The organism is Williamsia sp. D3 (assembly GCF_000506245.1).
Lineage (GTDB): Bacteria > Actinomycetota > Actinomycetes > Mycobacteriales > Mycobacteriaceae > Williamsia > Williamsia muralis.
Window position 1 is genome coordinate 1 of sequence record NZ_AYTE01000024.1, and the last position, 13,000, is coordinate 13,000.

The 13,000-nt window shown below is 65.7% G+C and carries 16 protein-coding genes, 2 tRNA genes and 2 pseudogenes; 8 read left to right on the forward strand and 12 right to left on the reverse strand.

Annotated features, from left to right (window positions below):
- The 5 genes from W823_RS44955 to W823_RS44975 all read left to right on the forward strand — a co-directional run.
- On the forward strand, positions 1-731 hold a 731-nt coding region (locus tag W823_RS44955), incomplete at its 5' end, for a DUF3566 domain-containing protein (RefSeq protein WP_023959049.1).
- Between the two features lie 65 nt (positions 732-796).
- Positions 797-870: transfer RNA gene (locus tag W823_RS44960), tRNA-Ile, on the forward strand.
- Between the two features lie 49 nt (positions 871-919).
- Positions 920-1,048, forward strand: coding sequence for a hypothetical protein (locus tag W823_RS59320; protein WP_023959051.1), 129 nt, complete (start codon positions 920-922; stop codon positions 1,046-1,048).
- A 10-nt stretch (positions 1,049-1,058) separates the two neighbouring features.
- Positions 1,059-1,131: transfer RNA gene (locus W823_RS44970), tRNA-Ala, on the forward strand.
- Between the two features lie 82 nt (positions 1,132-1,213).
- The gene (locus tag W823_RS44975) at positions 1,214-2,140 is read left to right on the forward strand and encodes an LLM class F420-dependent oxidoreductase (protein ID WP_023959053.1); all 927 of its coding nucleotides are present in this window, start codon (positions 1,214-1,216) and stop codon (positions 2,138-2,140) included.
- Between the two features lie 31 nt (positions 2,141-2,171).
- Here the strand turns inward: W823_RS44975 and W823_RS0129485 are convergent, their stop codons facing one another.
- The 8 genes from W823_RS0129485 to W823_RS45005 all read right to left on the reverse strand — a co-directional run bounded on the left by W823_RS0129485 (position 2,172) and on the right by W823_RS45005 (position 7,277).
- Positions 2,172-2,717 carry a DUF1707 domain-containing protein gene (locus W823_RS0129485; protein WP_023959055.1) on the reverse strand — a complete coding sequence of 182 codons (546 nt, stop codon included), beginning with the start codon at positions 2,715-2,717 and terminating at the stop codon, positions 2,172-2,174.
- A 65-nt stretch (positions 2,718-2,782) separates the two neighbouring features.
- The gene (locus W823_RS58915; RefSeq protein ID WP_023959056.1) at positions 2,783-3,130 is read right to left on the reverse strand and encodes a DUF4190 domain-containing protein; all 348 of its coding nucleotides are present in this window, start codon (positions 3,128-3,130) and stop codon (positions 2,783-2,785) included.
- Between the two features lie 364 nt (positions 3,131-3,494).
- Positions 3,495-4,112 carry a hypothetical protein gene (locus tag W823_RS44985; RefSeq protein WP_023959058.1) on the reverse strand — a complete coding sequence of 206 codons (618 nt, stop codon included), beginning with the start codon at positions 4,110-4,112 and terminating at the stop codon, positions 3,495-3,497.
- Positions 4,113-4,170: 58 nt separating this feature from the next.
- A complete protein-coding gene (locus W823_RS44990) occupies positions 4,171-4,902 on the reverse strand; it encodes a GAF and ANTAR domain-containing protein (protein ID WP_031332486.1) in 732 nt (243 codons plus the stop codon).
- 73 nt (positions 4,903-4,975) lie between these two features.
- The gene (locus W823_RS44995) at positions 4,976-5,815 is read right to left on the reverse strand and encodes a GAF and ANTAR domain-containing protein (RefSeq protein WP_161634021.1); all 840 of its coding nucleotides are present in this window, start codon (positions 5,813-5,815) and stop codon (positions 4,976-4,978) included.
- Entirely contained in the window at positions 5,787-6,602 is an 816-nt protein-coding gene (locus tag W823_RS0129495) for a GAF domain-containing protein (protein WP_051406551.1), read from the reverse strand. The genes W823_RS44995 and W823_RS0129495 overlap by 29 nt, the downstream gene beginning before the upstream one ends.
- Before the next feature lie 226 nt (positions 6,603-6,828).
- Entirely contained in the window at positions 6,829-7,083 is a 255-nt protein-coding gene (locus W823_RS45000) for a DUF6480 family protein (protein ID WP_023959062.1), read from the reverse strand.
- Positions 7,080-7,277 (reverse strand): hypothetical protein, encoded by a 198-nt coding sequence (locus tag W823_RS45005; RefSeq protein WP_023959063.1) that lies wholly within the window; start codon positions 7,275-7,277, stop codon positions 7,080-7,082. Before W823_RS45005 ends, W823_RS45000 begins: the two co-directional genes overlap by 4 nt.
- Before the next feature lie 164 nt (positions 7,278-7,441).
- Between W823_RS45005 and W823_RS45010 the strand changes: the two genes are divergently transcribed.
- On the forward strand, positions 7,442-7,981 hold the full coding sequence (locus W823_RS45010; protein ID WP_023959064.1) for a peptidylprolyl isomerase: 540 nt from the start codon (positions 7,442-7,444) through the stop codon (positions 7,979-7,981).
- A 46-nt stretch (positions 7,982-8,027) separates the two neighbouring features.
- Positions 8,028-8,915: a rhomboid family intramembrane serine protease gene (locus W823_RS45015; protein WP_023959065.1), complete on the forward strand. Its 888-nt coding sequence runs from the start codon at positions 8,028-8,030 to the stop codon at positions 8,913-8,915.
- A 23-nt stretch (positions 8,916-8,938) separates the two neighbouring features.
- Here W823_RS45015 and W823_RS45020 read toward each other — a convergent pair whose 3' ends face one another.
- Together W823_RS45020 and crgA are read right to left on the reverse strand one after the other, a co-directional pair.
- Positions 8,939-9,400: a PH domain-containing protein gene (locus W823_RS45020; protein WP_023959066.1), complete on the reverse strand. Its 462-nt coding sequence runs from the start codon at positions 9,398-9,400 to the stop codon at positions 8,939-8,941.
- Positions 9,401-9,470: 70 nt separating this feature from the next.
- On the reverse strand, positions 9,471-9,761 hold the full coding sequence (gene crgA, locus W823_RS45025; protein WP_023959067.1) for a cell division protein CrgA: 291 nt from the start codon (positions 9,759-9,761) through the stop codon (positions 9,471-9,473).
- A gap of 100 nt (positions 9,762-9,861) precedes the next feature.
- Between crgA and W823_RS45030 the strand changes: the two genes are divergently transcribed.
- On the forward strand, positions 9,862-10,527 hold the full coding sequence (locus W823_RS45030) for an aminodeoxychorismate/anthranilate synthase component II (protein ID WP_031332491.1): 666 nt from the start codon (positions 9,862-9,864) through the stop codon (positions 10,525-10,527).
- A gap of 58 nt (positions 10,528-10,585) precedes the next feature.
- Here the strand turns inward: W823_RS45030 and pknB are convergent.
- Both pknB and W823_RS58155 read right to left on the reverse strand, forming a co-directional pair.
- Positions 10,586-12,492 (reverse strand): annotated as a pseudogene (gene pknB / locus W823_RS45035) (Stk1 family PASTA domain-containing Ser/Thr kinase).
- Positions 12,492-13,000, reverse strand: a pseudogene (locus W823_RS58155) (hypothetical protein); the annotation flags it as partial. The pseudogenes pknB and W823_RS58155, both read right to left, overlap by 1 nt.

Below are 13,000 nucleotides of genomic sequence, written 5' to 3' on the forward strand. Positions count from 1 at the left end.
AGCCGTCGGCATCGGCAACCGGTCCACAGCCGCAGATCAAGCAGCCGCCCCAGCAGCCACCTCAGCAGGGGTCGGGCCGGGGTCCTGCCGGCCCACCTCCGGGTCGGCAGCCCGGTCCGGGTGCTCCGGCACCGACGGCCAAGCGCCCGGTGATCACCGGCACCGCAGCACCCAAGTTGCCGGGTTCGGAGACCGACTCGACCAGTAGGTCTTCGCTGTCGAAGCCGATCGACGGCCCGACCCGCAACATCGACCGGCGCGACCTTCCGCAGGAAGATCTGCCCGACCTCGATGCCATCCATCATCCGGAGGCCTCGCAGCCGGCCAATCGTTCGTTCGAGGCGATGCCTTCGCCGAGCGCCATGGGTGCGTTGCGCGCTGCTGTCCAGATCCGTCGGATCGACCCCTGGTCGGCATTCAAGGTGTCTGCGGTCCTGTCTGTCGCCTCGTTCTTCATCTGGATGATCGCGGTGGGTGTGCTGTATCTCATCCTCGACGGCATGGGCGTCTGGGATCAGCTGAACAACTCCTTCGGCACGCTGGTGTCCAGTGACACCACCGCGGAATCCTCGTTCGAGATCAGCGCCGGAGGTGTGTTCGGTATCGCGGCTCTGATCGGGGCGGTCAACGTCGTGCTGTTCACCGCTCTGGCCACCGTCGGATCGTTCATCTACAACCTGTCGTCCGACCTCGTGGGTGGTGTGGAGGTAACCCTCGCCGACCGCGACTGAGGGGCTTTTGACCAGCCGTTTTGTCGCGGGGGCACGCAGTCGGGTAATCTCTGACTTCGGTTCACGGGCCTATAGCTCAGGCGGTTAGAGCGCTTCGCTGATAACGAAGAGGTCGGAGGTTCAAGTCCTCCTAGGCCCACTGTGACGACGAACCGAACCAAGGGACCACCACCCAAGGGAATGAGCGGATGAAGGCAGTTGCAGTAGCGATCGCCGCAGTCGCACTCGTCGTCGCGGGCCTGCTCACGGAATCTCGGCGCAACATCGAGGTGTGGCATGGTCTACCCGAAGGTCAGAGAGATCTGACAGCCGGTTGATCCGGCAAACGGGGCCTTAGCTCAGTTGGTAGAGCGCTGCCTTTGCAAGGCAGATGTCAGGAGTTCGAATCTCCTAGGCTCCACAAAGTACGAACTGCACCACCCTGATCCGGCTGTCAGGCCCCCGAGGTGGCGAACGCGATCAAAGCCCGTAAGAGTGGCTGTATGGATTTGCGAATATTTGTCGAACCCCAGCAAGGTGCAACCTACGACGACCAGCTTGCAGTCGCGAGAACCGCGGAGGCAGGCGGATTCGGGGCGTTCTTCCGTTCCGACCACTACCTGGCCATGAACGTCGAGGGTCTACCGGGCCCGACCGATGCGTGGACCACCCTGGCCGGGCTCGCCCGCGAGACCAGCACCATCCGGCTGGGCACGCTCGTGTCCTCGGCAACGTTCCGCCATCCGGGCCCGCTCGCGGTCACCGTCGCCCAGGTGGATCAGATGTCGGGCGGTCGCGTGGACTTCGGGCTCGGCGCCGGTTGGTATGCCGCCGAACACGAGGCCTACGCGATTCCGTTCCCGGATCTTCGCGAACGGTTCGACCGACTCACCGAGCAGCTCGCCGTCATCTCCGGATTGTGGACCACACCGGTCGGGGAGAAGTTCTCGTATTCGGGCGATCACTACACCGTGACCGACTCTCCGGCACTGCCCAAGCCCGTTCAGTCGCCCGCACCACCGATCGTCATCGGTGGTGCCGGGAAGAAGCGCTCAGCAGCACTGGCGGCGCAGTACGCCGCGGAGTTCAACGTGCCGTTTGCACCCGTCGAGGACGTCGAGGCGGCGTTCGGACGAGTCCGGGCCGCCTGTACCGACCGGGGCCGCCCGACCGACGACCTGACGTACTCAGCGGCGCTGGTGGTGTGCGCCGGACGTTCCGACGCCGAGCTGACCCGGCGAGCCGACAACATCGGGCGCGGGCTCGACGATCTGCGCCGAGATGGTCTGGCGGGATCACCGGACGAGATTGTGGACAAGATCGGCACCTACGCGGCGATCGGCGCCACAAGGATCTACTTACAGGTGCTCGACATGTCCGACCTCGAGCACGTCGAGTTCATCGCCGAGACGGTGATCCCGCAACTCTGATCTCGCAGCGCTTTGCCCGCGTGAGCGTCGCTCAGTAGCCGAAGTCGCGGCGTCGGCGTGACTCGATCTCACGCCGGCGCCGGAGTTCGGCCTGATCGAGGTGTCCGGTGTCGTCGTAATCCCCGTCGTCACCATCAGCTTGGCCGGACCAGATGCGGATCCCGCCGAGGACAAGCGGGAAGACGATGAACACCAGCCAGGCGTTGGGCACGCCGAAAACCACCTGCAGCAGAAGAAAGAGCAGGAGGGTGCCGCCACCGGCGAACAGGTTGAGGGTCTGGATGAGCTTCTTGCCCGGCGCGCGCTGGACACTGTTGTTGCGAGGTGCATGGGTAGGGGAAGAATCACGGGCAAGGGCAGGCGCGGACGATTCTGAGCCGAACGGGGTGGGTTCAGGTAAATCGCCGAAGAGCTTGTCGAGCTCGGAGCGGGTGTGCGCGGCCGCAGCCAGCTGAACGCGTTCTTCGTACTCGGTGTGGTCGAGTCGACCACTGGTGAAATGCTCACCGAGTGCGTCGAGGGCGCGACCCCGCTCATCGTTGCCGATCCGGATGTCGCGGGTCTTGTCATCGTCCATTCAGCAATTCGATCACGCGCCGGCGGTCCGTGCTCTGTGGTTGGAAGGCTCCGTGGTGGAGTGGCTCAGTTGCCTTGGCCGACGATGTACAGATAACCGGCGAGAACCAAGATCCCCGCTGCCAGATAGAGATAACCGACCCACAGGGCGGCGACCGCGAACGGCATACCTTGCTCGCCGGTCCGCCGGATCTGTGACCGCGCAACGTGGCCGCAGACGATCCCGATCAACGAGGTGACCCCCAGCACCGACAAGATCAACGCGACGATGGCGGTGACATTGGTCTTGTTGGTTCGCGACGCGGGCGCAGGACTCATCTCGGCTCCGGACTCCTGATCTGCTGGGTGGTCGCCCTGCGGACCGTCATAACGGGTTTCTGCCGGATCAGACGTCTGCGAATAGGCACTGCTCAACGGCGCGGGTGAGGCACCGAGACCAGCCGCAGGGCCGCTCAGTGGTGCCGGAGAGGAGGGAGGCGGCTGACGTCGCCGAGGATCTTCTCGTGGGCGGTCGACCGGGCCGGGATTGAAAGGCGGAGGTCCGCTGGGACCAGGCCGTGGGGCATAACCACGACCCGGCTCGGGCGGAAGGCCACCTTGCGGGGCCGGAGCCTGAGGGGGGCCGGGCCGGTAACCCGGCGATGGGCCTTCGGCAGGCCCGGTGCGCGGTTGCCATGCCGGGATGGGCTCGCCATGGCGGCGTCGGTTGCCCTCGCCGTTCTCAACACTCACCCGTCACACCGTACCTGCCGCAGCGACCTCAACTGTCGCACCAACTTCAATTGGCGGATTGCCCGTTGGTGGATTGACCGGCGGGGTCGACGGACTCGGCTTCGGTCTCGACAACCGGCACGTCGGCCAGACGCGGGGGAGCAGCGGCCACCGATGGCGGTTGCGGACGCGTGCGACGACTGATCGCGAAGGCGGCCGCACCTGCACCCACCAGCGCAGCCACGATCAGGGCGATCCTGAGGCGACGACGAGAAGGCGACCTCGTGGTCACCAGCTGGTTGGGGAGTACATCGACGAGCCCGGCGCGTTCGAGGGCATCGACGACGGTGGGGTTGCTGACCGTCACAGGGAGCACGTCGGCGGCCCGGTCGCGGTACGCAGCGGTGAGTTCGCGAGCCTCGGCGGCGAGCTCGGACTCCTTCGAACGCGCCTGGGCCGCGACCTTCTTGGCGCCGGCGAGTGCGACATTGCCGGCCCCTCGGGTGGCAGCGGACGCACCGAGCAGCGACTTGCGCGCGCCGGCGACGCTCAACCCGGCGGACCCACGAGTGAGGTTCGACAACCCGGCCAGGGTCTGCCGACCGCCGAGCTTCACCCGCTGTCCGGCGCTGCGGGCAGCGGCACGTTGACGGACCGCTTTCAGTTCGGATTCGAGTTTGCTCATGAAACCTCCTCGGTGAAACCAGCTCGGACTCTTGACCACCCTAGTGCGCGCAGCGGGGTCAGGGGTTCACCCGGTGGGAAGCCCGGAGACCGACCGCGGGACGGTCTCGGCCGACCAGTCGGCGGCACACGTCCACCAGACGCGTATTCGATTCCTGTGACAGCTTTTTAAGCAGATCGAATGCCTGCACGGCGTCGAGGTCGTACCGTTCCATGATCATGCCCTTCGCCTGGCCGATGAGGTCGCGCGATGCGAGCGCATTCTCGAACTCCGCGTGCCGGCGAGTGGCATACAGGGCTACGGCGGCGTGGCCGGCGTGCAGCAGACCGATGTCCTCGGAACGACCGGTGAAGGCGAATGCCTTGTCTGCGTAGAGGTTCAGAGCGCCCGACGCCTCGCGATCGGTGTACAGCCGGAACGACATCGACGACCGGATCGGTGTTTCCGCCTCCAGCGCGGCAGCTGCGAAGGCAGGCCAGCGCCCGTCCCCGTGCAGATCGTCCATCCGGATGGTGTGCACGTCGCGAGCTGCGTCGACGCACGGACCTTCGCACAATTCGCCCTGCACCTGCTCGAACCGTTCGGCAGCACGCGAGGTCGCGGCTGTAGAGGTGACCTTCTTACGCTTGGTGACGACGGTGATGCCGGCGTGGTCGGCACCGGGAACATGACGTACCGCGCTGTTGGTGAGGCCATGGAGAACGGACTCGATGCTGTCGGGCAGACGGGTCCGAATCTCTTCTGCGAGTAGCTCGGTCACCGTTCGCAGATCGCTGTCGATGTCCCTCATCGCGTGATTCCTCCCCGGCACAGATCCGACACCCGGCTCACGTCGAAGCAGACGTCGCATCGAGCCGCCAGCTTCATGTGTCGATTCGGCGAGGTGCCGCTGGCTCGGTCGGAGGGGCGAAAACGCCGGTTGCACCGGGATCGGACGGAGAGCTGTTCTGTGCCGCGACAACCGCCCGGGCGTGAGCTGTGACGGTGGCGCCGTGGGCGCGGGCAAGCCGGGTCAGTTGGTGCCGGGCTTCGACGATCTCGAGGCGTTTGTACTCGGCGAGGATGCCGATCGCGGTGGCGACAACGGTGGTGCCCTCGAGAACCGTGTCGACGGAATCGGACACACCGGTGTGTTGGGCTCCCCGGATACCCGTGCTCAGAGCGATCGCGACGAGATTGGCCAAGATCTGCCCGAACTCACTCGGTTGGCCGGATTCGTTCCAGGGCTGCTCGGTGTGGATGACCAAGGCGCCGACCGGGGCGGACAGCGCTTTGATGGGATACGCACGAATGCCGCGGAGCCCTGCCGAGATCGCCCGCTTCTGATACTCCGGCCACCGGGTGTCGTCGGCGGTGGAGAGATCGGTGACGAGAGTGAGCGCGCCGTCATGCGCACTGCTCAGAGCCGGGCCGGCGGTGTTGAGTTCGAGATCCGCCCCGATCCCGGCGTGGCAGGCCTCGGCGACGATGTGGAGGTCATCTCCCGCAGTGGACCGGCGGTCATCGCGCAGCACGATCACGGCAGAGAATGCGTCGAAACCTTCGCGCGCATGGGTGACCACGGTCTGCAGCAGGGTCGGCAGATCGAAGTCGGTTGTCAGCGTTCCGGTCACATCGGCGATGGCGACCCGGTTCAGCACATCGCTCATCGGTCGGCCCGGCGCATCTTCGGGGTCATGTGTCCTCCAGATCAGCTTCGTCACGCAGGTTCAGTCGGCGGGCCACCACGTCGTCGGACACGTCCTTGATGGAACGACCGTGTTGGTAGGAATATGCACGCAGCCGGTCCAGTGCCTGGCCGGCCGGTATACCGAGCTGCACGGCAGCCATCCCGGACGCCAGATAAACCTGGGAACGAGAGAAGGCGCCTGGCAAATCGACCTGCGCCTGGCTGAGATTCTCGGCCGCGGCATCGGCGCCACCGGCGTCGTCCGTCCTCGCGAGGTACTCGTCCCAGTTCTGCCGGACGGTGAAAGCGGCGGTGGCCGCGATGGTCAGGGCTGCGTTGAGCTCGTCGACCGCCAGGGCCCCGGCGGTGCGGCGATACAGCTCGAGAACCCCAAGGGGCGTACCGCCTTCCACCACCGGGAACGCGAACACAGACCGCACACCGATGTCGAGGGCCTCGCCGGCGAACACCGGCCACCGCCCGGTGGCCGCCGAATCGCGCAAGTCTGGCAAGAGCTGGGTGTCGTGGTGATGGTAGGCATCGAGGCACGGGCCTTCACCGAGGGTGAACTGCAGTTCATCGATCTGTTGAGCAGTCGCATCGGTGGCGTAGACGAGGTCGCGGACCCGGCTCGAGCGGGTCAGCAGAGCAACGGCGGCTCCGTCGACGCCGGACAGGCGCACCACCGTGTCGCAGAGCTGACTGACTCCGGTGAACACCGAAGTATTGCCTGCCACGTTCTTGGTCGAACCGGCTTTGGGTTGGTCGGGAACTGCGCCTTCACCGTCGGCCGGCGACCCTCTGTCAGAGGTGCCGTTCATCGTGCGCTCCCATCGCCTCCCTCAAACGTACTCGCAGGACCTTCGCCGCGTCTGCCCCTGATACGCCTGTCTGTTGCCTTTGTCGACGCGGCCCACCGACTCGTCATCGAGCGGCAAACGGATTCTCTGCGCGGCTGGGACGGCGGTCGTTGCGTCCGGATACACCACAACGCCGCCCTCCGGCGAGCCCATGCAGGGCACCGGGGGCGGCGTTCGCGGCGCGGAACTAAGCCATCTGGACGACTATCGCAACCGCGGCGGCGACGAATAAGAGCACCAGAATGATCAGCCCGATGATCAAAGCGATGCCGGTTGGAGGGAACCGGTTGCTGGTTCGCGGTTCGGAGTCCGACAGGCCTGACGTCTGTGGTGCATCAGGTGGCGTGGATCCCGGGGCCACTCCGCCCCCCGCCTCGAGGCCCGGTGTGTTCGCCGGATCCGGGTTGGTCTCGTCGTGGACCGGCCCTGAGTTCTGGGTCATCGATCCTCGAGTTGTTCGGCCGATGCCCCCGCGTATCCCGAGCTGTTGTCCCAGTTGACGGGTAGATCGCTACCGTCTTTCGGGAGTTCGGTTGCGTCCGGAGCGGTGGTTCCGTCGAGGGCTGTGTCTGGCTCTTGCGGTGCTTCGTCGACTCCCGGGGTGGTGCCGGAAACGTCCTTCTTTGCGTCGGTCATCGTCTCTCACTTTCGTCTCGACTCGTCACCAGCGAGGATCTCGAAGGTGGTGGGGCCACGGACTACTGCCGGGCTCCCGTGAGGTGGGTAGTACCCGAGGTGGCGATGGCAAAACCTGGCCTGCCCGTCGGCTGACGTCTGCGCCGACGGCGTTCAGTGGCACCATGGAGGCCGTGACCACAGCATTGAAAACCGCAACCGCGACCCTGCACACCAATCACGGTGACATCAGAATCGCCCTGTTCGGTAACCACGCGCCCAAGACCGTCGCCAACTTCACCGGCCTCGCCGAAGGGTCGAAGGAGTACTCCAAGCCCAACGCTTCCGGCGGAGACGCCGGGCCGTTCTACGACGGCGCGGTGTTCCACCGCATCATCTCGGGCTTCATGCTCCAGGGCGGCGATCCCACCGGGACCGGTATGGGCGGACCGGGCTACCAGTTCGAGGACGAGTTCCACCCGGAACTCACGTTCAACCAGCCGTACCTGCTGGCCATGGCGAACGCCGGACCCGGCACCAATGGGTCGCAGTTCTTCATCACCGTCGGCCCGACCCCTCACCTGAACCGCAAGCACACCATCTTCGGTGTCGTCGAGGACGAGGAGTCCCAGAAGGTCGTCAAGGCGATCGAGGCCGTCCCGACCGACCGGCGTGACCGTCCGCTGGACGACGTGATCATCGAAAAGGTCACCATCGAGTCCTGACAGACCGCCATTCGGTCGTGCCGAGCTCTGCTCAGATGAGGACTGTGTGACATTCCAGAACCCGCCGTCGCCGCCCACCCAGGTGTGCGTCCGGCATCCTGACCGGCCGACGGGTCTGGCCTGCAGCCGGTGCGGCCGTCCGGCATGTCCACAATGTCTCACCCCGGCCGCAGTCGGCCAGCACTGTGTCGACTGCGTCCGGGCATCCGGGCGGGACACCCCACGGGCAACCGTGGTCGGACCTCGGGGCATCGGGTCGAAGACCCCGTGGGCGACGTATGTGCTGCTCGCCGTCAACATCGCGGTGTTCGCGGCCACGGTGGCGCAGGCCGGCAGCTTCACCGAAGTCCGCGGCTCGCGGATCTTCTACGAGGGTGCGCTCTTCGGGCCCTTCCTCGCCGATGGCGAGTACTGGCGTCTGCTCACCGCCGGCTTCCTGCACTTCTCGTTGATTCATGTCGCGGTCAACATGTTCTCGCTGTACATCCTGGGCCGTGATGTCGAAATCACCCTGGGCACAGCACGTTTCGTAGGTATCTACCTGGCGTCGCTACTCGGGGGCAGCGCGATGGTCATGCTGTTCGAGAACCCGAACGCCATCAACGCCGGCGCTTCCGGAGCCATCTTCGGGCTGATGGGGGCCACGCTGGTGGTGGTGCTGCGGGCCAAGGTTCCGGCGGGGTTCGTACTGGGTGTGATCGGGCTGAACATCGTTCTCTCGCTGACCATCCCCAACATCTCCCTGTGGGCCCACCTCGGGGGGCTGGTCTTCGGCGCCGCCGCGGCCGCCGGGGTCCTCTACGGCCCTAGTCTTCTGCCCGCTCGCTCGCGTACCGCCCGTAACGTCGCCGCTGTCGGTTGGGCTTCGATTGCCGGGCTGATGGTGCTGGCGTTGCTGATCGGCGTCGTGCGCGCGGCAACACTCACGGTCTGATCTGCGACCGAAACGTCGAGCAGCTACTTTCTGGTCTCCACGGGCAATCCGGCTGCGCGTAGAGCATCTGCCACGTCCAGCGGATTGGTCCCGAGGTCCCACCGGCCGAGGATCACCAATCTTTCACCTTCGCGGGCCGCGGTGTCGTCGAGGTCGAACTCGAGATGCGGTACCTGGCGGCCGTAGCGCGAGTAGGTGAGCACTTGGGCGCGGCGCACCGCATCGAATGGGTATATGCGCGCGCCCGTCACCGTGCGGATCTGGATCAGGTGTCCGTCGATGATGGCGAGCCTGGGCCGCACCACCAGCGCGATCGCGCCGAGCACCACCAACAACAGTGCCGCAATCGACATCAGCACCAGGCCGGCCGGGTCGGGAGCAGAGAACGCCGCTGCGCCGCCGAGGAGTATGCCGCCGACCACCATGACCGCGCCCATCGCAGCCGGAGTGGACCAGGCGAGAGAGGGCTGTGCCGAGTTATCCACAGGCCTTATCCACAGTGGGGATGAATTACACACATGTTGTTCAAGACTGTGGATGAACCATATCGCCTGGTCAGCGCCATTTCATGGTCATCAGGAGGCCGGCCACCATGAAACCGAAACCGATCAAGAAGTTCCATGGTCCCAACTCGTACATCCAGTTGAGGATCTTGCCGTCGGCGCCGAGCGACTCCGGGGTGGCAACCAGATAGAAGACGATCAGCCACAGCAGTCCCAGCACCATCAGGCCGAGCATGGTGGACACGTACACCGGGCTCGACGGTCCGGTCTTCACCTTGACCGGTGTGCGGCTGGCGGGGTTGATCGTGTAATCGGTCTTCTTGCGGACCTTCGACTTGGGCATGGTTTCCTCGGTTCGCGGGCAAAAACGTCTCCCTATAACCTAGCCCACCTGGGATCGACGATGGGAGGCCCTTGCGTGCACCCAGGTATTGTTGACCACTGTGAATGAGCCACAGCCCGCGCGAATACTCGTGGTGGACAACTACGACAGCTTTGTCTACAACCTGGTCCAGTATCTGGGCCAGTTGGGTGTGCATGCGCAGGTGTGGCGCAACGACGATGCTCGGCTCGCCGACCCCGACGGTGCGATCAAGGATTTCGACGGTGTTCTGCTGTCGCCGGGACCTGGCACCCCTCAGCGCGCCGGCGCCACCATGCCTCTTGTGAAGGCTGCGGCCGACCAGGGCACCCCTCTGCTCGGAGTGTGTCTGGGCCATCAGGCGATCGGCGCGGCCTTCGGTGCCACTGTGGATCGGGCGCCAGAACTGCTGCACGGCAAGACGTCGTTGGTCACGCATGACGACGACGCGGATGGCGTTCTGGCGGGCCTGCCCAATCCGTTCACGGCAACCAGGTATCACTCCCTCACCGTGCTACCCGAGACGATTCCGGCCGAGATCCAGGTGACCGCGCACACCGAGAGCGGCATCGTGATGGCCATGAAGCACCGCGAACTCCCCATCCACGGTGTGCAGTTCCATCCGGAGAGCGTGCTGACCCAGGGCGGGCACCGGATGCTGGCGAACTGGCTGACCGTGTGCGGCATGACCGTCCCCGATGGACATGTCAGCACCCTCGAAGCGCAGGTGGCCGCAGCGCTCGGCTGATGACACCCGGCCGATCCTCGGTATCGGATGGATCGGGGTGACTGCGGTCTTCCCGAGGTCAGGGAAGCAGGCTCGCCCGTCCGACCGTGATCGACACCGCCGCGTCCTTGCGGAGAAGACTGCCGGCCACGGGAGCCTGTTCGAGGACCTTCTCGTCGTCGGGACTGCCCAGCGGCACGTTGCGCTGCACGGTGGTGAGGGTGGTTCGTTCCCACCCCGCCGACGTCAGGATCGTCTGGGCCTGCGCCGCTGTCCGACCGCGCAGATCGGGCACCACGAACATGTTGCCCCGGCTGATCGTCACCTGCACGACGCTTCGCTCGTCGACGACCTCGCCGGCGTTCGGCGATGAGCTGATCACGGTGCCTGACGGCAGCTCCGAATCGGTGGCGACCACCGCTATGTCGAGGTTGAGCTGGTCGAGATTGGTTCGCGCCTGCGCCTCGCGCTGCCCGGTGAGGTCGGGGACGGTGACCTTGCGTGGGCCGGTGCCGACCTGGATGGTGATCAGCTCCGTGACCGCTTGCGTACTGCGTACGGCAGGTGCGGTGGCGACCACTTTGTCCTTGAGGTCGGCGGTGGAGGGCACCTCGATCGACCGGGTGTTGGTGAATCCCAGATTCCCGAGCTCCGCCGTCGCCTGCGCCAACGTCCGACCACGCAGATCCGGGATCTGTTGGCGCAGAGGACCGGTGGACACGTACAGGGTGACCGTGGCTCCCTTGTCGACCTTCACGCCTTCACCCGGGGTGGTCCGGGTGGGTGCACCAACCGCGACGGTCGGGCTCGGCTCGTCGCGCTGGTTCACGCGGAAGCCCATCCGTTCGAGTTCGGCCTTTGCGTCCACCGCCGACATGTCGGTGACCCGCGGAATCGACACTTGTGGCGTCACATCCGACGCCCAGGGACGCAGCAGCAGCAGGCTGACGGCGGCGATCACGAAGGCCGCGAGCACACCGAATCCGGCGAACTTGAGAGCCTTGCGTCGCGTCTGCGAGTCGTCGTCGTCATCGTCGCGGCGGTGACTGGTGCCCGCCGGCCCAACGCGAGAGACACGCGCCCGAGGACCGGTGTCGATCAGCGCGGTGCGGTCCTCGTCCGACATCACGATCGGGGCACTGGGTTTGCCGCCTGCGAGCACCTTCATCAGATCCGACCGCATCTCGGACGCCGATTGGTAGCGGTTGGCCGGGTTCTTGCTCATGGCCTTGAGAACCACGGAATCCAGCTCGTGCGGCACCCCCTCGCGGACCGACGACGGCGTCGGGGGATCTTCACGCACATGTTGGTAGGCAACGGCCACCGGTGAGTCGCCGGTGAACGGCGGTTCGCCGGTCAGCAGCTCGAACAGCACACAGCCCAGCGAGTAGACGTCGCTGCGGGCATCGACACTCTCGCCGCGGGCCTGCTCGGGTGACAGGTACTGAGCGGTGCCGATGACGGCCGCGGTCTGGGTCACGGAGTTGCCGGTGTCGGCCAGGACGCGGGCGATGCCGAAGTCCATCACCTTCACCGCGCCGGACTTGTCGATCATCACGTTCGCCGGCTTCACGTCCCGGTGGACGATGCCGTTCTGGTGTGAGAAGTGTAGCGCCGCAGCCACGTCAGCGACCCACGTCATCGCCTGTCGAGGCTTGATGTACCCCTCGGCGCGCAGAACGTCTCGCAAGGTTTCGCCGTCGACGAACTCCATCACGATGTACGGCAGCGGCCCCTCCGGGGTGGTGGCCTCGCCGGTGTCGAAGACTGGACGATCGTCGGGTGATTGAGGGCCGCCGCATTCTGCGCCTCGCGCCGAAAGCGCAGGTAGAACGTGGGGTCGCGGGCCAGATCGGCACGCAACACCTTGATGGCCACATCGCGGTGCAGGAGCAGGTCACGCGCGAGGTGAACCTCGGACATACCGCCGAAACCAAGGGTCTCGCCCAGTTCGTATCGATCAGAGATCTGCCGGGGGTCGGCCATCAACCACCATCCTGTGGTTCGGGCTGCGCACTCGTACTGGCCTGTTCGTCGCCCTGGCCGAGCTGGTCATCGCTCTCCCGAGCCGGCAGGCCGGGGATCTGAATGCTCGGCAAGGTGAATCCACCGGTCGACGACTCGGTGGTCGTCGTCGTTTCCTCAGTGGTTGTCGTGGTCGTACGCGTTGTTGTGGTCGTGGTTTCTTCGGTGGTGGTTTCTTCGGTGGTCGTCGGCGGAGGCGTGGTGGTTCTCGTGGTTGTCGTTGTGGTCGGTGTCGTCGACCTCGTCGGGACGTCGCCGGTGGTGTCATCGGAGTTGAGGATCAGGAAGCCGACCAGGACCAGCGCACCGAGCAGCAGGAGTACGGCTGCGGCGGCGAGCGCCTTCTGCCCTGTGGACCAGCCGTCTTGGCGATCCACGGGCACCGGTGCGACCACGGCACGGTGCTGTGGCGGCGGCGTGGGACGGGCCGCGCCCGTCATCGGGGCCATCATCGCAGTGGCCGGTCGTG